The organism is Uliginosibacterium sp. 31-16, from assembly GCF_030730865.1.
Taxonomy (GTDB): Bacteria; Pseudomonadota; Gammaproteobacteria; order Burkholderiales; family Rhodocyclaceae; genus Uliginosibacterium.
Genome location: NZ_JAVALZ010000004.1, coordinates 203,883 through 222,034, shown reverse-complemented (window position 1 = coordinate 222,034; position 18,152 = coordinate 203,883). Strand labels below are relative to the sequence as shown.

The window sequence follows — 18,152 nt, the reverse complement described above, 5'->3', positions numbered from 1 at the left end:
GTCTGCCGCCTGAGGCTGCGGCAGACCGGAAAAACCTGAACGGTGGCCACTTGCGCAGCCACCGTCAGGATCATGCGTTACGCAGCGCTTTCAGGCAACGCTTCGTAAGGAGACTCTTTCGAGCTCGGCTTGTTTTCAGCATAAGCCTTCATGCAGGAGCGGATGCCGAACACCAGCACCGCGATCACGACCAGCATGAACAGGCCGCACAGCGCCGCATCCAGATACTGGTTGAAGATGATTTGCTGCATTTGCCCAACGTTCTTGGCCGGGGCGAGAAGTTCGCCACGGTCGGCGGCGGCGCTGAAGCGGGCTGCCTGGGCAAGGAATCCGACCTTGAAGCTGGGGTCGAAAATCTTCTGCCAACCGGCCGTCAGCGTGCAGGCCAGCAGCCAGATCGTCGGGGCAATGGTGACCCAGGCGTAGCGCTCGCGCTTCATCTTGAACAGCACCACCGTGCACAAGGTCAGTGCAACGGCCGCCAGCATCTGGTTGGCAACGCCGAACAGCGGCCACAAGGTGTTGATGCCACCCAGCGGATCCACCACGCCCTGATACAGGATATAGCCCCAGGCGGCGACGCACAGGCCGGTACCAATCAGGTTCGGCCCCAGCTTTTCGGTGCGCTTGAAGACCGGTACGAAGGCGCCAAGCAGATCCTGCAGCATGAAGCGGCCGGCACGGGTGCCTGCATCCACTGCGGTCAGGATGAACAGCGCCTCGAACAGGATCGCGAAGTGATACCAGAAGGCCATCATTGCCTTGCCGCCGATGGCGCCGGAAATGATGTGTGCCATGCCCACGGCAAGGGTCGGAGCGCCGCCGGCGCGCGAGATGATGGTCTTCTCGCCGACGTCGGTTGCCGTTTGCAGCAACACGTCAGGGGTGATCACGAAGCCCCATTCGGAAACCTTCGCTGCAACTTCGATGGCTTCCTTGCCGATGACGGCGGCCGGGCTGTTCATGGCGAAATACACGCCCGGGTCGATCACCGATGCTGCAACCAGCGCCATGATGGCCACGAAGGATTCCATCAGCATGCCGCCATAGCCGATGAAGGCTGCGTAGCGTTCGTTGTCCAGCATCTTCGGCGTGGTGCCGGAAGAAATCAGGGCGTGGAAGCCCGACACGGCGCCGCAGGCGATGGTGATGAACAGGAACGGGAACATGTTGCCGGACCAGACCGGACCGCTGCCGTCGATGAACTTGGTGACATGCGGCATGTGCATCATCGGGGCGACGATGACAATACCGACGGCCAGGCCGAGGATCGTGCCGATCTTCAGGAAGGTCGACAGGTAGTCACGCGGGGCCAGCAGCAGCCACACCGGCAGCGAGGCGGCGATGAAGCCATAGGCGATCAGGATCCAGGTCAGCTGGGTGCCGGTGAAGGTGAACAGCGGGGCCCAGGTCGGGCTGGCGGCTACCTGGCCGCCGACCAGAATGGCGGCGATCAGCAGGATGAAACCAACGATCGAGATTTCGCCGATCTTGCCCGGGCGGATGTAGCGCATGTAGACGCCCATGAAGATCGCGATGGGAATCGTCGCGGCGACCGTGAAGGTCCCCCAGGGCGAGTCGGCCAATGCCTTCACCACGATCATTGCCAGTACGGCGAGGATGATGATCATGATCAGGAAGGCGCCGAACAGCGCGATCATGCCCGGGATGGTCCCCAGCTCTGACTTGATCAGGTCGCCCAGCGAGCGCCCGTCGCGACGCGACGAGATGAAGAGCACGATGAAGTCCTGCACCGCGCCGGCCAGCACCACACCCGCCACGATCCATAGCAGACCGGGCAGATAGCCCATCTGCGCAGCCAGTACCGGGCCGACCAGTGGCCCTGCGCCGGCGATGGCGGCAAAGTGGTGACCAAACAGCACATTCTTGTTGGTCGGCACGTAGTCCAGACCGTCGTTGTACTTCACGGCCGGGGTCATGCGTGTCGAGTCGACGCCGAGCACGGTCTTGGCGATGTACAGACCGTAGAAACGGTAGGCCACCAGATAGATGCACACGGCAGCGGACACTACCCACAGGGCGTTGATGGTTTCGCCGCGTGAAAGTGCCACATAGGACAGGCTAATCGCGCCGAGTGCTGCCAGCGCGGCCCAGCCCAGTTTGGGCAGGATGCGATTCATTGTGTCTCCTCCTGTGTCGTCGCGCCTCGTGAGCGCGAACGCAAGGGTTATGGTGTGGGCCTGGCGCATTGCTGCGTTGCTCCCTTCGTCCCGGCCGTCGGCGTTCAAACCTTTTTCCGGGATGGGCTGAGTATGGTGTGCTGCGCCAGTGCGCACATCAGGATGACTACGCAGAGCGGGTGCGTAGCTCTACGTAGCCGGGAACCCTGAATGCGGGTGATCGCCGCGCTGAAGCCCATAGCCAGCACCCCTGTGGCGGATTAGCATGGCGGCCATGAATCTGCGCCTGAAAGTCCTCCTTCTCGCCGTCGCGCCTCTGCTGCTTGCCATTGCAGCGATTGCTTCCGTGGTGCAGATAGAGACCGAAGCCCTGGCTGACGCTGAAACCCGGGCCGTGTTGCCGGTGCTCGAAAGCGCCAGGCGCACCGAGCTCAAGCACTACGTCGACCTTGCCATGGGGGCTATCGAACACTTGCACGATGCGCCCGATCAGCAGGCGGCGCGGGCACATGCGCTGAACATCCTGCAGCAGCTGGATTTCGGCGAGGATGGCTACTTCTATGTGTATGACCAGCGTGGGCGCAATCTCATGCACCCGCGCGAGCCGCAACTGGTCGGCAAGGACCTGTGGGACATGCTCGATCCGCAGGGCGTGCCGACCATCCAGCGCCTGATTGCCCAGGCCAAGGCGGGGGGCGGCTACGTCGAATTCTTCTGGAATCGTCCCTCGACACATCGTGTTGAGCGCAAGCTGGGTTACGTAGCGCTTGAGCCGAAATGGGGCTGGATGATCGGTACCGGCATCTATCTGGACGATCTGGACGACGCCCGGATGCGGATCGAAAAAGCCGCCAGCAATGCCATTTCCGCCACCATGACGATCATTGTGGTGATTGCCGGGGCGGCGGCGCTGATCGTGGCGATTTGCGGCTTTGCGCTGAATCTGTCCACCCAGCGCAGTGCCGAGGTCCGCATGCGTGCTCTGGCGCATCAGGTCGTGTTGTCGCAGGAAACCGAGCGTGCCCGCGTGGCGCGCGAACTGCATGACGGGGTCAGCCAGTTGCTGGTATCGGTGAAATTCATTTTCGAATCCGTGCAGGAACGGGTGGCCCAGCTGCGTGGCGAGGCTCCGGCCGGGCTGGCCGAGATGACCGACAAGGGCGTTACGCGGCTCAACGAAGTGCTGCGTGAAGTGCGCCGCATCTCGCACGACCTGCGCCCCACGGCACTGGACGATCTGGGCCTCAAGGCCGCCCTGGCCCAGACCCTCAATGAATTCGGCACGCGTACTGGTTTGCAGGTCTGCCTCAAGGCCGAGGACAATCCGACCTTGCCTGGCCCGGTCGCCACAGCCCTGTTCCGTGTCGTGCAGGAAGCCCTCACCAATATCGAGCGACACGCCCATGCCAGCGAAGTAACCGTCACCCTGATGAGCCGGCCGCAGGCCCTGCGCCTGAGCATCACCGACAACGGTCGCGGTTTCGACCCGGAAGCACTTGCTGCCCTGCCACGCGGCGGCCTCGGGCTGACCAGCATGCGCGAACGCATCGAGACGCTGGGCGGCATGTTCTTCATGCGGGCCGGGCCGCAGGGCACCAGCATCGAAATCGTATTGACCGCAGCCGCGCTGCGCGCATGATCAGAGGACTCTGAAAATGAATTCCGCCGTAAAACTCATGCTCGTCGACGACCATCCGCTGGTGCGTGATGGCCTGCGCGTGCGCCTTGAAACCGTCACGGGCTTCACCGTCATTGCCGAGGCCGAAGACGCGGCCAGCGCACTTGCTGCCATGCAGCGCAGCCAGCCAGATGTGGTGCTGATGGATATCGCCATGCGCGGCACCAGCGGCATCGACCTCGTGCGCCAGTTCCACGAGCAGTATCCGCAGGTGCAGGTCATCATGCTCACCATGCATGATCAGCCCCAGTATGTGGTCGAAGCCTTCCGCCACGGAGCGCGGGGCTATGTGCTCAAGGACAGTCCGGCGCAGGAAATCGTTGCTGCCGTGCATGCTGTCATGGCCGGCCGGCGCTATTACTCTGCCGGTGTTGCCGACGCGCTGGCGGCGGGCGCTACCCCGGCGCCGCTGCTCACCCAGCGTGAACAGGAAGTCCTGAAACTGATCGCCGACGGACTTTCCAGCAAGGAGATTGCCTCCCGTCTGGATCTCTCCGTGCGTACCGTCGAAACCCATCGCCTCAACATCAAGCGCAAATGCGAGCTGGAAGGCAGTTCCGCACTCATCAAGTTCGCGGTGGAGCGCAAGCTGACCGGCGCTTGAATACGCTCTGTTCTTAGACTGCCCGGAGAGCCGCATGCAGCAAGCTTCTTCAGCATGCTGCCTGAAGAAGCCCGCCGGGCGCGGGTTTGTGGGCATGCTACGTGGTGATCGGGGACGTTTGCGGCGCCTGATGCCATAGCTGGCAGCCTGCTTGGCGATCCGATCCGGCTGTGTATAATCGCCCTCGGGTGTCTGCAAAGCGCAATTCTGCCGCGGACAGGTTTTCGTGACGGTCGGGCCGCCGCACGCTGATCGAGAGCACCCGTGAACTTTCCTTGCGCCTGCACGCCGCCAGTGTCGTTCGACCTGCGCCATCCCCGCCACTTCCTGTCTCCAGCTGCCCTGAGCACGCCCTGCCTGGGGGATCTGCCATGCTGATTACGCTGGTCTTTGTTTTCGTGATTGCCTACGCGGCCATCGCGCTGGAGCATCCTCTCGGCGTCAACAAATCAGCCTCGGCCTTGCTGGGCGCCGGCCTGTTGTGGACCGTCTACGCCATGTCGGTCGGTGACCCGCATCTGCTCAGCGAACAGCTCGGCGAATCGCTGATGGGCACCGCCCAGATCGTGTTCTTCCTGATGGGTGCGATGACGATCGTCGAGCTTGTCGATGCGCACAACGGTTTTGAAGTCATTACCCGGCGGATCAAAACCACGAAACTGTCGTCCCTGATGTGGCTGGTCGGGTTCGTCACCTTCTTTCTCAGTGCGATACTCGACAACCTGACAACCACCATTGTCATGGTCTCCCTGATGCGCAAGCTGCTGGCCGACAGGGAGGACCGCATCTTCTTTGCCGGCATCATCGTCATTGCTGCCAATGCGGGCGGCGCATGGTCGCCGATCGGCGATGTCACGACCACGATGCTGTGGATCGGCGGGCAGATCACCGCGCTGGCCATCATCAAGTCGGTTTTTCTTCCCTCTTTGGTCAGCCTGATCGTGCCGCTGACCATCACCGCGTATTCCCTGCGGGGACGCGCCGTTGTGAGCCGAGAGGCGGGCGACATCGATCACGGCCTGCGCACGACCGGGTTTGAGCGCAACCTGATGTTCTTCCTGGGACTGGGGATTCTGATTGCCGTTCCGGTGTTCAAGACCGTGACGCACCTGCCGCCCTTCATGGGTGTCCTGTTCGGCCTCGGGCTTCTCTGGCTGGTGGGGGATCTGGTGCATCGCCACAAGGAAGATGCATTCAAACAGCCTCTCACGCTGGTGCACGCCCTGAGCAGGATTGACATGAGCTCGCTGGTGTTCTTCATCGGCATCCTGCTGGCGGTTGCCACGCTGGAGCACACGCACATCCTGACGGCGCTCGCCCAGTGGCTGAATCAAACCGTCGGCAGGCTGGACATCATCGTGCTGCTGATCGGCATGGTCAGCGCCATCGTGGATAACGTGCCACTGGTGGCCGCCTCAATGGGGATGTACGACCTGACGGCCTTCCCGCCCAATCATTTCCTGTGGGAGTTCCTTGCCTACTGTGCGGGAACGGGCGGCTCCATCCTGATCATCGGCTCGGCGGCGGGCGTCGCGGCGATGGGCCTCGAAAAGATCCATTTCTTCTGGTACGTCAGGAAAATCAGCGGGCTGGCCCTGGTCGGCTACCTTGCTGGCGCAGGCGTCTATCTGCTGCAGCATCAACTGCTGCACTGACAGACAGACCCTTCCACCGGGTTCGACGCAAAGCGCTTGCGCTGGGTGTCGCACAAACGGCCGGGCTCCCTCGGGCCAGGCCGTTGCTGTTCCAGCAGAGGGGGCTTCCCACTCCCTTTGTGTCGTAAGGCAAATTGCGAAAAATTCGGGGCGGCGCTGCCGCCCTTTTTTTGCGTGCGGAATTTGTCCGGGACGATGAGCCTGCAAGATCATGCCTGCCTGAAAAGCCGCTCCGCGCCTTGATCTTCAGGTGGTGATCATGAAGATGCTTGCTGCAGGTCGCGGTGCGGGCAGGCGTGCCGAAGAAGTCCGTCCGGAGCGGCTAGCCGGCGGGCTGTATTTCAGAAGCAGTATCGGGCGTGGCGAGTTGCACGCGGTTGCCGCCGGCGCTCTTGGCCGCGTACATCGCGGTGTCGGCAGCATCCCACAGGCGGGTGTTGCTGTCGCCGTGCTCGGGATAGCAGGCGATGCCGATGCTGGCGGAGATGTGCAGGGGGAGGCCGTCGAGGAGGAAGGGCTCGGCCAGGGCATGACGAATCTTGTCGGCAACGTGCCGGGCATCGTCGACATTGTTCAGGGCGGGCAGCAGGACGACGAATTCGTCGCCGCCGATGCGGCCGACGGTATCGGATTCGCGCACACAGGCCTGCATGCGCCGGGCGGCTTCCTGTAGCAGGAGATCTCCGGCGGAGTGGCTGTGCTGGTCGTTGACGCCCTTGAACTCGTCGAGGTCGATGAAGAACAGGGCGAGGTGTGCCTGATCGCGGCGGGCGAGGTTCAGCGCCTGTTGCAGGCGGTCGGCGAACAGGGCGCGGTTGGGCAGGTTGGTCAGCGGATCGTGCTGGGCCATGTGGCGAACGTGTTCTTCGATGGCTTTGCGTTCGTCGATGTCGGAGACGGTGCCGATCAGGCGCAGGGCTTTGCCATGGCGGTCGCGGCTCATTACCCGGCCGCGGGCGAGGATCCATTTCCAGCTGCCATCCTTGCAGCGCAGGCGGTATTCGCTGGCGAAGCTGCTTTGCTGGCCGTTCATGCAGGCGGCGGTGGCGGCCAGCGCGGCGGCCTGGTCGTCGGGATGGATGCGCTCGACCCATTCGCTGCGCAGGGGGCTGATGTCACTGTCGGTGTAGCCGAAAATCTCCAGGCAGCGTTTCGAGTAGAACACGGCATTGGTGAGCAGGTCGCGATCCCATACGCCGTCGCCGGCGCCTTCGAGTGCGTATTTCCAGCGTTCCTCGCTGCTGCGCAGATCGTCGGTCATGCGGTGGGCGAGCGCCAGGGCAAGCTGGCGGGCGCTGACCAGCAGGTGGGTCAGCAGGGTCAGCAGCAGACTCAGGCACAGGCCGCTGATGGCGATGATGCGGGCATCGCTGCGACCAAAGCGGGCCATGAAGCCGGGCAGGGCGTGGGCTTCGATGGTCCAGCTGTGGCCGCCGACCTCCAGATATTCATGAGTCTGCAGGTCGGTGAAGGCTGCGCTGGGGTGTGAAGCGAACAGCAGGGTTTCCGGCCGGGTGTCCACACTGTCATGGATGTGGATGGCGATGTCGGGGTCGGGCTCGCCATACAGGCTGGCCATCAGTTCGGTCAGGCGTACCGGAGCATAGATCCAGCCGATGATGCTGGCACGCCGCGCGGCGAGCGAGTCGGTCGCCGTACCTTGCCGGAACAGCGGGGCGTACATCACAAAGGAGGGACCGTCATCCGGTTTCTGGTCGAGGATCTGGTGCAACTTGCCGGTGATGCGCGGGACGCCGGCATCCCGCGCGGCATCCATGGCGGCACGGCGTGTCGGGTCGGTGTAGGGATCGAAGCCAAGGGCGATGAGGTTGCGTCCGGTGAAGGGCTCGACCTGGGTGATCGGGGCGTAAATGCTGCGTTCGTCGCCGGGGCGGATCGTGAAGTCCGGCAAGCCCTGGCTGCGCAGTTCGGCTTGCAGGCGCTCCTTGTCCTCGCGTGCGACGAGGTGGATCCGTCCGACGCCCTGAATGCCGGCGAAATCGGCACCCAGCTGCAGGGCATTTACGTAGGCGGCAAATTCGTCGCGGCGGATATCTTCGGCGCCGGCATGAAACCCCTGCACGCCGCGCAGCATCTGCTCGTAGGCGCTCAGTCGCTGCACGATGCGGGCGGTGGTGTCGCGCAGGCTGTAGTCGAACTGCGTGTGCAGATGACGTTCGGTGATCTGCTGCTCGTGTCGCCACAGCAGGGCGGTGACGCCGAGCGAGACGGTGAAGACCAGCAGGGCGGGAAGGTGCTGGCGCAAGGGCATGTCAGTTGCCGAAACGGGTCAGGGTGCGGGCCAGTTCGGGCGGGAAGTACTTCTCGAAGATGCGTTGCGTGCTGCCGTCATCGCGCATGGCGCGGATCAGCTGGCGCCACTTCTCCTGCTCCTCGGTACTGAGGGATTTTTTCGACATGATCAGGCCGTGATGAACGGAGTCGTCGCCGAATTCGAGCGTGTTGCTGATCGCGCGGATCTTGCCGTTCTCCACCGCCGGATAGTCGAAGGGCTCGATGATCATGCCCTGGATGCGGTTGGCCTGCAGCAGCTCGTAGAGCGGCTCGAGTCCGGACGAATGGCTGACGCGCCGGGCATCGTTGAGCCGGTCGACCAGGGTGTTGGCGGTCGGGCTGTAGCGGAAGCCGCGGATCACGCCCAGCTGCAGGGCGTTGTTGCGGGCGAAGTCGTCGATGTCCTTCACCCCCGCATCGCGGCGCACCAGCAGGTAATACTTGTTGGAGAAGTACCAGGCGAAGCTGGCGAATTTGTCGCGGGCTTCGTTGGTGATGCCGGACAGGCTGAAATCCAGTGCGCCGGATTCGATCAGCTGCCAGATGCGGGCGCGCTGGATCAGGGTGACCGTGATCTTGCAGCCGCTGCGGCGGATCAGTTCGTCGGCGATGTCGCGGTCGATGCCGCTGTCGGTGGCGGAGGAATACAGCAGGCCGTGCTCATGCAGGGCGAGGGTCAGCGGCCGCGAGCAGTCCGGCCCGCCGGCGGCCATGACGGAGGCGCTGGCCTGAAGCAGACCGGCAAACAGGAGGGCGTGCAGAGGGCGCGACATGAGAGCTCCTTCGGGGCAATCCGGGCGGACGTTCCAGCTCTTTACGGCTGTGTGCCGGAAAACTTGCCTGCCCGATCGGGAGCTGCAAGCTTCATGCCTGAGAAGCCTTGTGTGGCGGCTATTTGCGGGGCATCTGTCCGCAGCGCCTTGATGCGCGCGGCTGTGCCGGCATGCATGCTGAAGATGTCCGCCCGGTGCGGGTCTTCAGGCGGGCTGTTGTTGGGGCATGCCTGGCCGACGGGCTGCCCGCAGGTGTGCATGCCCGCCCCTTGTCGGGATGCGGCACTCTTCGTCTTGACTACGCATCCTGACCAGCCCGGGGAACAGGTCCTTACTCGGCCTCGAACCAGTCCGGATTGCGCTCGCGGATCGGGCCGAAGGAGAGCTGGATTTCACGCAGATGGGCGCGCATGGCGGCTTCGGTCTGGCGCGGATCGTGTGCGCGCAGGCCTTCGAGGATTGCCGCATGCTGGGCGATCAGCATCTGCAGAGGCGTGATTTCGCCCAGGCTGAGATAGCGCACCCGGTCCATGTGGGCCTTGATGTCTTCGATCAGTTCCCAGGCTTCGATGCAGTCGATGCTGCGTGCCAGGCCGGTGTGGAATTCCTCGTCCAGGCTGAGGAAGCGGGCGATGTCGCCCTTGGCCGCGGCGAGCTTTTGCTGCTCGATGTTGCTGGTCAGCGCCAGCAACTGTTCGTCGTCGATGACCTCCGCCGCTTTCGTGACCACGGCGACTTCGACCGCTTCTCGGATGAAGCGGCCGTTGAGCACGCGTTTGGGCGAGATCTTCATGACGAAGGTGCCGCGCTGTGGCAGCACCTGGATCAGGCCGGCGCCAGCCAGCTTGATGAAGGCATCGCGTACCGGCTGACGCGAAACGCCGAAGAGTTCGGAGATTTCCTTGTCGGACACGGCGGCACCCGGCAGCAGGGTGCAGTTGACGATGGACTGACGCAGGGCACGGTAGATCTGCAGATTGACGGACTCGTTCGGATTGAGCGTGAGCAGTTCTGGCGGCAGCATTGCAGGTGTCGGTCTGGTGAGGGGCAAGAAGAGATTATCCCTTGAAAGTACAGGGGCTGTGCTGTTTGGCCGGATGACGGGGTTTGCGCCACAGGTGTGCGACGCAAACCCCCAACCCCATCAGGCACTCGTTCAGTGCGCAGCCATGGCCCGGGCCAGCTGTGGCAGCCACAACGACAGGCTCGGGATGTAGGTGATGAACAGCATGGTGGCGATCAGCGAGCCGTAGAAAGGCAGGATCGAGCGCATTACCTCACCTACCGAGATCTTCGCGATGGCGCAGCCGATGAACTGGGTCGTGCCTACTGGTGGCGTGTTCAGGCCCAGCGCACAGTTGAGCAGCATGACGATGCCGAACTGGATCGGGTCCATGCCGTACTTCATGCAGATCGGCAGGAAGATCGGCGTGCACACCAGAATGGTCGGGGCCATGTCGAGGAAGGTCCCGAGTACGAAGAGCGCCAGATTGACCAGCAGGAAGATGACCCAGGGCGAACTGGACACATGCCCCATCCAGTCGCCGACCAATGCGGGGACCGAGTAGTAGGCGAGGAAGTAGCCGAAGGTGGCCGAAATCCCGATCAGGGCCAGCACCACGCCCGTGGTTTTCACTGATTTGACGCAGGCGGTCACGAACTGGTCCCAGCTCAGACTGCGATACACCAGTGCTGTCAGGATCAGGGCGTAGAGCACGGCGACCGAGGCCGACTCGGTGGCGGTGAACATGCCCGACAGGATTCCGCCGAGGATCAGCACCACCACGAAGAGCCCGGGCAGCGCGCGGCCGAATGTGCTCAGCACGGTTCCCCAGCCCGGCCACTGCCCCTTCGGATAGCCGCGCCGGACGGCGACCCAGTAGGCGGCGATCAGGTTGCTGGCGGTGAGGAGTACCGCAGGAATGATGCCGGCGAGGATCATGTCGAACACGGAGACCTTGCCGCCTGCAGCGAGGGTGAAAATGATGATGTTCAGGCTGGTCGGGGTCAGCACGCCGACCAATGCCGCGTGAGTGGTGACGTTGACCGCGTAGTCCGCGTGGTAGCCCTCGCGTTTCATGACCGGGATCAGCACCGCACCCATGGCGGATACGTCGGCACCGGCGGAGCCGGAAATGCCGCCAAACAGGGTGCACGCCACCACGTTGGCCATGCCCAGTCCGCCCCGGACGTGGCCGACCGCGGCCTTTGCGAAATCCACGATCTTGTCGGCAATGCCACCGTAGAGCATCAGCTCGCCAGCGAAGATGAAGAAAGGAATGGCCAGGAAGGAGAAGACCTGCATTCCCCCCACCATTTTCTGGAAGACGACCTCGCCGGGCAGGCCGGCAACGAAGACCGTTACCAGGGAGCACAAGCCGATCGAGAACACGACCGGAACCCCGATAAGCAGGAAGACGATGAAGGCCAGGGTCATTGCGCTCAGTGCCATGCTGGTTCCACCTCGGTATTGTTGATGATGGCGATGAAGTGCTCGATCGAGAACAGCACGATCATGGCGCCTGAAATGCAGATGGGCAGGTAGCGGACCCCGTCCGGAACTCCCAGCGTGGGCAGCAGCTCGTTCCACTGGTCAACCGCGAGGATGCTGCCGTAATAGACCATCGCGCTGCCGAAGCAGATCAGCAGCAGGTGGATCACCAGTTCCAGCTTCTGGCGTACGGCGTCGGGAGCCAGTACCAGAAACGATTCCAGGCCGATATGGCCCGAGTCACGCACGCCGACGGACATGCCCAGCATGGTGACGTAGGAGACCAGCAGCAGTGCAAACTGCTCGGCCCAGGTGGGGGTGTCGTTCAATACATAGCGACCGAACACCTGATACAGAACGCATGCGATGATCGTCACCAGTCCGGCGGCGGCGAACATCAGGCTGGCTTTCGCCAGCCGCGCGCAGAGTTTGCTGTACATCGAAATTCCTCCAGCAGCATCTTGGAACCACCCGGACGCCTGAGGCGCCCGGGCAGGCATTGGCTTACTTGATGTCCTGGACGCGCTTGACCAGTTCCTTGAGCTTCGGGGTCGTCACGAACTTGGCGTAGACCGGGCCCATGGCGTCCTGGAAGGACTTCTTGTTGACGTCGGAAACGATCTGCGCGCCGCCATCGAGAACGATCTTCAGGGACGCGGCATCACGTTCGGCCCAGTACTGACGCTGGAACGGCACGGAGTCCTTGGCGGCCTGGCGGATGATCTTGCGGTCTTCGGGAGAAAGCTTGTCCCACATCCGCTTGGAATACATCACGACTTCGGGGGCCATCGAATGCTCGGTCTTCGAGTAGTACTTCACGACCTCGAAGTGCTTCGAGCTTTCGTAGGACGGGATGTTGTTCTCGGCGGCGTCGACCAGCCCGGTCTTGAAGGCCGTATAGACTTCACCCATCGGCATCGGCGTGGCGTTTGCACCCATTGCGCCCGCCAGCGAGACCCACAGATCGGACTGCTGCACGCGCAGCTTGACCCCCTTCATGTCGGCAATGTTGCGCACCGGTTTCTTGGTGTAGATCGAGCGGGCGCCACTGTCGTAGAACGCCAGGCCGACGTAGCCATTGGGCTCGCAGGAGGCCAGGATCTCGTCGCCGATCGCGCTGTCGAGCGCCTTGTGCATGTGATCGATCGAGTTGAACAGGAACGGCAGAGTCGGGACCAGGGTTTCCTGGCAGATGTTGTTCATCGGCGAGATGTTGACCCGCACCAGATCAAGCGCGCCGACTTTCACCTGTTCCAGGGTTTCCTTCTCGGTGCCCAGCGCGCCGCTCGAGAACACCTTCATGGTGATGCGGCCGTTGGTGCGCTGGCTCAGCAGTTCGGCGAACTTCTTCATGCCGCGAACCGTCGGGTATTCGTCATCCCAGTAGTCGGCTGCACGCAGTTCGATCTTCTGCTGGGCCAGGGCGCTATGCATGCAGCCAAGGGCGAGCAGGGCGGCGGCGATGGCTTGCGTTGCTTGTCTCATGTGAATCTCCTTTGTGTGGTGAGGTGTGTTGCGCCGGCTGCGGGCCGGCGGGGCCACGGATAGAGCGGACTTGCTGTTCTGTTTTGATGGCCTCCGCATGCGGAGGGGGGGGCAGACTCTTTGTGTGCTGCGGGGTTGGCGCCTACCAGTTCCACAGCGTGCCGTCTTCCAGCCGGGCAACCGGCAGGTAGGCGGGTTCGTAGGGGAATTTCGCGGCGAGTTTTTCGTCGATTTCCACGCCCAGACCGGGGGCGTCGCCGGGATGCATGAAGCCGTCCTTGAACGACCAGGCGCACTGGAAGACCTCCATCGTTTCGGCGTGGTAACCCATGTATTCCTGCATGCCGAAGTTCGGCGCCCACAGGTCGAAATGCAGGGCCGCGCCCATGCAGACCGGTGACAGATCCGATGGTCCGTGGCTGCCGGTACGCACCTGATACATCGCGGCGAAGTCTGCAATGCGGCGCATGTGGGTGATGCCGCCGGCGTGGGTGATGGTGGTGCGGATGTAATCGATCAGCTGTTCTTCGATCAGCTGTTTGCAGTCCCAGATGCTGTTGAAGACTTCGCCGACGGCGATCGGCGTGACCGTGTGCTGGCGGATCAGGCGGAAGGCGTCCTGGTTTTCCGCCGGGGTCGGGTCTTCCAGCCAGAACAGGCGGTAGTCCTCGATTGATTTCCCCAGGCGAGCGGCCTCGATGGGCGTCAGACGATGGTGCACGTCATGCAGCAGGTGCGGTTCGAAGCCGAAGCGGTCGCGTACGGCTTCAAACAGTTTGGGGACGAAATCGAGATATTTTTCGGTGGACCAGGATTGTTCCTCCGGCCAGCCCTTGGTGGCCGGCTCGTAGGCGCCGCCCTTGGATACGCCATACACTGATTTCATGCCCGGTACGCCGCACTGGGCGCGGATCGCCTTGAAGCCCTTGTCCTGATACCGGGCGAAGGCATCCAGGGTTTCCGGAATATCGCGGCCGGTGGCGTGGCTGTAGACCATCACGTGTTCGCGTGAGGCGCCGCCCAGCAACTGGTAGACCGGCATGTTGGCCATCTTGCCGGCGATGTCCCACAGTGCCATGTCCACCGCTGCGATGGCCGACATGGTGACCGGGCCGCGGCGCCAGTAGGCGCCTTTATAGAGATATTGCCAGGTGTCTTCGATACGGCGCGGGTCGCGGCCGATCAGCAGGGGGCAGATGTGATCGCGCAAATAGGAAGCGACCGAGAGTTCTCGCCCGTTCAGGGTGGCATCCCCCAGCCCGTGCACGCCTTGGTCGGTGACGATCTTGAGAGTGACGAAGTTTCTGCCGGGGCAGGTCACGATGACTTCGGCGTGAGTAATCTTCATTGCGGCGGGCCTTTCATCCTGTGGCGGGGTGAAGCGTTCTGCATACCGGGCAAGCTGTTTGTCCGGGGCTGAACGCTCGCAAACGTGATTTTGAAATGATACTATACTAACATATTAGTATGTTCAAGCGGATTTTGAGCCGCAGGACAAATCCGATCAATCCACTGGAAAGGCCTGTCACATGAGTACTTCACTGCCGCGTCTGGGGGCTGCACAACTGCCCGCCCTGCAAGCCCATCTGCTGGGGGGCGAGCTTGGCGAGCCGGCCATCGGCATCGTTCATCTCGGCCTGGGCAACTTCCACCGTGCGCACCAGGCCATCTATACAGAGCAGGCCATGCTGGCGGCCGGTGGCGACTGGGGCATCTGCGGTGTGACGGTGCTGGATGAGCCGGCCATGCAGCAGGTGATGGCCGAGCAGGACAATCTGTACAGCGTGCTGACCAGTGACCGCGATGGCCAGCAGGTGCAAATCGTGCGTGCGATCCGCAAGGTGCTGGTCGCGCCGCGCCAGCAGGCCGAAGTGCTGGCCCAGATGCGCGACCCGCGTGTGCGCATCGTGTCGCTGACCGTTACCGAAAAAGGCTATTGCTACGATGCCAAAACCAACGGCCTGGACTTCAATCATCCGGCCATCCAGCACGATCTGGCCCATCCGGATGCGCCCCGAAGCGTGCCGGGCTATCTCGTGGCGGCCTTGCGCAGCCGCCGCGACAATCCCTTCACGGTCCTGTCCTGCGACAATCTGGCGCACAACGGCAGGATTCTGCGCAAGGTGGTTGTCCAGTATGCGGAAGCCATCGATGCCGAACTGGGCAAGTGGGTTGCGGAGTCGGTGCGCTTTCCCTGCACCATGGTTGATCGCATCGTGCCGGCGACCACCGACGAGATCCGCGATACCGTGGCGCGCATCACGGGCTGTGTCGATGCCTGGCCGGTGCCGGGTGAATCCTTCCGCCAGTGGGTGATCGAGGACGACTTCCCGTCCGGCCGTCCGGCTTGGGAGAAGGTTGGCGCCATGCTGGTCGACGATGTGATTCCGTATGAGTTGGCCAAGCTGCGCATGCTGAATGGCACTCACTCGACGATGGCCTATCTGGGCGTGCTGGGCGGCTTTGAAACGGTGGATGAAGCGATTGCCGACCCCGCCATGTTCAAACTGATCCACGCCATGATGAGCGAGGAAATCGCACCGACGCTGAGCGTGCCGGACAGCTTCGACCGTGCGGCCTATCGTGATCAGCTGCTGATGCGCTATGCCAATCCGGCGCTCAAGCACAAGACCATGCAGATCGCCTCCGATGGCAGCCTCAAGCTGCCGCCGCGCCTGCTCGGAACGATTGCGGACCGCATCGCCGCCGGCGCTTCGTACCGCCGGCTGGCCCTCGCGGTGGCGGCCTGGATGCGTTTCCTGCAGCGGCGCTCGGATGCCGGACTGAGCTACGAGATCAACGACCCCATGGCGGCCAAGCTCGGCGAACTGGCCGCGCAGGGGGCCGGCAATGACGCGGCGCTGCTGGACGCACTGCTTGGGCTGGAGGAGATTTTCCCGCCAGCGCTGGCGACGCATGCCGGTTTCCGCACGGAGCTGATGCTGGCGTTGGCCTGCCTGGGCAAGGAAGGGGCGCGCGCGACCATCGCCCATTACGCCTGAGAACCGGATCGTGCCATATCAAGGTGGCTGAAAAGCCGCATGCAGTCTTGTTCTTCAGGCTGCATGCCTGCAGATGAAGTGCTGGCGGACTTCTCCATCATGCATGACCGGAGAGGCCCGTCAGATGCGGGTCTGCAGGCAGGTTGTTGGTGCGGCTGCTCCGCCGCCGTACCGCCTTTCCGGCAGGTTCAGTCCCGCGAGAAATGCACGTTCAGGCGCCCGCTGCCATCGGCCCCGGCGCGTGTCCGGGCGACGAGCTGGCGGGTGTTCGGGTTAGCGGCGTCGAAGTCCGCACGCGGTTTTGAAATATCGATGACTTCCAGCGTGAGGGGCGTCCCGGTAAAGCGCACATGCAGGGTTTTGCCCGCTTGTCTGAGGGTGGCGGTGCTGCCGTCCAGGGTAATCGCCGCTTCGGTATTCATGGCCCAGCGGATTTCGCTGCCGGGCCGGGCGCCGCTGATCGCATCGCTGAGGCTGACGAGGCTGCCTTCGACACGGGCGGTGCGCGTGGCCTGGCTGAGCTGGCCGGGCAGGAACAGCGGGGTCAGATCGAGCTGCGCCTCCTGAGAGCCCTGCATGCGCAGCGTGGCCATGCCGGCTGCATTGTGCAGGCTGTCGTCGATGGATAGCGTGTTGTGCGCGGCATTGCCCAGGCGGAAGACCTGCCAGCGTGGTGAGGCCTGTTTCATATTCCACAGGTCGATGCCGCGGCTTTCCAGACTGTTGTAGTCCTGCATGCCCAGGTCTTTGGCCCAGCGCACGCCATCCAGATCGAGGATGAAGCTGCCGCCATCCATGTGGGCGTGGTTGTGCGCCGCTCCGCCGCCTTTGATGGCGAAGTAGAGCGCGTTCGGGTCGGTCCAGGAGGAGCGCCAGATCGCCACCGGCTGCGGGCCCTGACCCGAGAAGTGGAGCGGCACGGGCTGGGCTTTTGCGGGGCCGGGCCACCACAGGGCGATCAGCGGCGCGTAGCGCTCACTCAGGCCTTGCTTGTTGCGGATCATCTGGCGCTTGGCGTCGATCAGGGCGGGCTGCTGCAGTTCGCGCGCCAGATAGAACAGGGGCGGGGCGATGTCCTGGCCTTCGCCTGCATCGGCGAAGTTGTGCTGTTTGCCGGTGGGGCCGACGGCGTGGGCAAAGAATTCGGCGCTGCGCTTGAGCCCCGGTGCTTCCAGCAGGTTCCAGTCGGTATTCAGGCTGCTGCGCAGGGCGGCGATCAGCAGGGTTTCGTAGGTCGTGCCATAGCTCCAGTAGCCCGGGCCTTCGGGGTAAACGCCGTCCGGCTTGTACGCGTCGAGCGCGGTGAAGGCGTTTTTCTTTGCCGCTGCGAGCAGGTCGGCTGCGAGCGCTGGCTCGTCCTCTTCGACGGCGAGTGCGCCCAGCACCATGCCGCCGATGCAGACCTGGCCCCAGTTGTGGGTCATCGTGAAAGTCTTGTGGCCCTGGCGCGCCTGAGCAATCCCCTTGTCGATGATGGCGCGACGGATCGTATGGCGGTCCTCGCTGCTCAGATCGTGATACAGCCAGTCGTAGCTGAGCGCCAGGCCGGCAGTCATTTCGGCGACATCCAGATAGTGACTCGGGTTCCAGTCCGGGAAGGCGGACATCGCAAGCATCTCGCGCCGGGCGCGGTCGAGGAAGACGCGGTCGCTGGTGACACGATACGCGAAGGACCACAGCAGGCTGCGGCGGATGAATTCGCGCGACACACCGAGCAGGCGGCGGCCTTCCAGCTTGCGTTCGACGGGGTCGCGCTTCAGATCGGTGCGGGCGCGTTCCAGCAGCAGTTCGACCAGACGGTTGAGATCGGGGTCGGTCGCGCGGCGCTGTGCCAGGGTTTGCCAGTCGGGCGTGGTGGCGATCAGGCGCGGATGGTCCGGCAGGGTGGTTGAGGTGTGGATTGTCGGGGGCGCGGCCGGGGCATGGGTCTGATGGGTGCAGGCAGTCTGCAGCCAGATGCCGCAGATGAGCGCTGCGCTGGCCAGCAGTCGTGCGAATCCGCGTCGGCCCGGATGCGTGGTCATGGCG

Annotated in this window: 13 protein-coding genes; 4 read left to right on the top strand and 9 right to left on the bottom strand. The window is 63.3% G+C overall.

Features of this window, described 5'->3' with window-relative positions:
* Positions 1–77 precede the first annotated feature (77 nt).
* Complete coding sequence (locus Q9Q94_RS16030; protein ID WP_305981126.1) at positions 78–2,141, bottom strand: carbon starvation CstA family protein; 2,064 nt, start codon at positions 2,139–2,141, stop codon at positions 78–80.
* Between the two features lie 274 nt (positions 2,142–2,415).
* Between Q9Q94_RS16030 and Q9Q94_RS16025 the strand changes: the two genes are divergently transcribed.
* The 3 genes from Q9Q94_RS16025 to nhaD all read left to right on the top strand — a co-directional run bounded on the left by Q9Q94_RS16025 (position 2,416) and on the right by nhaD (position 6,078).
* Positions 2,416–3,780 (top strand): cache domain-containing protein, encoded by a 1,365-nt coding sequence (locus Q9Q94_RS16025; protein WP_305981125.1) that lies wholly within the window; start codon positions 2,416–2,418, stop codon positions 3,778–3,780.
* Positions 3,781–3,796: 16 nt separating this feature from the next.
* Positions 3,797–4,423, top strand: coding sequence for a response regulator transcription factor (locus Q9Q94_RS16020; RefSeq protein ID WP_305981124.1), 627 nt, complete (start codon positions 3,797–3,799; stop codon positions 4,421–4,423).
* A 371-nt stretch (positions 4,424–4,794) separates the two neighbouring features.
* Positions 4,795–6,078 (top strand): sodium:proton antiporter NhaD, encoded by a 1,284-nt coding sequence (nhaD, locus tag Q9Q94_RS16015; RefSeq protein ID WP_305981123.1) that lies wholly within the window; start codon positions 4,795–4,797, stop codon positions 6,076–6,078.
* A 322-nt stretch (positions 6,079–6,400) separates the two neighbouring features.
* Here nhaD and Q9Q94_RS16010 read toward each other — a convergent pair whose 3' ends face one another.
* The 7 genes from Q9Q94_RS16010 to manD form a co-directional block, all read right to left on the bottom strand.
* Positions 6,401–8,350 (bottom strand): GGDEF domain-containing protein, encoded by a 1,950-nt coding sequence (locus Q9Q94_RS16010; protein WP_305981122.1) that lies wholly within the window; start codon positions 8,348–8,350, stop codon positions 6,401–6,403.
* A gap of 1 nt (position 8,351) precedes the next feature.
* Positions 8,352–9,146 carry an ABC transporter substrate-binding protein gene (locus Q9Q94_RS16005; protein WP_305981121.1) on the bottom strand — a complete coding sequence of 265 codons (795 nt, stop codon included), beginning with the start codon at positions 9,144–9,146 and terminating at the stop codon, positions 8,352–8,354.
* 331 nt (positions 9,147–9,477) lie between these two features.
* On the bottom strand, positions 9,478–10,170 hold the full coding sequence (locus Q9Q94_RS16000; RefSeq protein WP_305981120.1) for a GntR family transcriptional regulator: 693 nt from the start codon (positions 10,168–10,170) through the stop codon (positions 9,478–9,480).
* Positions 10,171–10,302: 132 nt separating this feature from the next.
* Positions 10,303–11,598 (bottom strand): TRAP transporter large permease, encoded by a 1,296-nt coding sequence (locus Q9Q94_RS15995; RefSeq protein WP_305981119.1) that lies wholly within the window; start codon positions 11,596–11,598, stop codon positions 10,303–10,305.
* Complete coding sequence (locus tag Q9Q94_RS15990; protein ID WP_305981118.1) at positions 11,589–12,077, bottom strand: TRAP transporter small permease; 489 nt, start codon at positions 12,075–12,077, stop codon at positions 11,589–11,591. The genes Q9Q94_RS15995 and Q9Q94_RS15990 overlap by 10 nt, the downstream gene beginning before the upstream one ends.
* A 64-nt stretch (positions 12,078–12,141) precedes the next feature.
* Complete coding sequence (locus tag Q9Q94_RS15985; protein ID WP_305981117.1) at positions 12,142–13,122, bottom strand: TRAP transporter substrate-binding protein; 981 nt, start codon at positions 13,120–13,122, stop codon at positions 12,142–12,144.
* 142 nt (positions 13,123–13,264) lie between these two features.
* Entirely contained in the window at positions 13,265–14,470 is a 1,206-nt protein-coding gene (gene manD / locus Q9Q94_RS15980; RefSeq protein ID WP_305981116.1) for a D-mannonate dehydratase ManD, read from the bottom strand.
* Positions 14,471–14,651: 181 nt separating this feature from the next.
* On the opposite strand from manD, the gene Q9Q94_RS15975 reads away from it, so the two are divergent.
* Positions 14,652–16,124 (top strand): mannitol dehydrogenase family protein, encoded by a 1,473-nt coding sequence (locus tag Q9Q94_RS15975; RefSeq protein WP_305981115.1) that lies wholly within the window; start codon positions 14,652–14,654, stop codon positions 16,122–16,124.
* Between the two features lie 188 nt (positions 16,125–16,312).
* Here Q9Q94_RS15975 and Q9Q94_RS15970 read toward each other — a convergent pair whose 3' ends face one another.
* Positions 16,313–18,148, bottom strand: a complete 1,836-nt coding sequence (locus Q9Q94_RS15970) for a heparinase II/III family protein (RefSeq protein ID WP_305981114.1) — start codon at positions 18,146–18,148, stop codon at positions 16,313–16,315.
* Positions 18,149–18,152 lie beyond the last annotated feature (4 nt).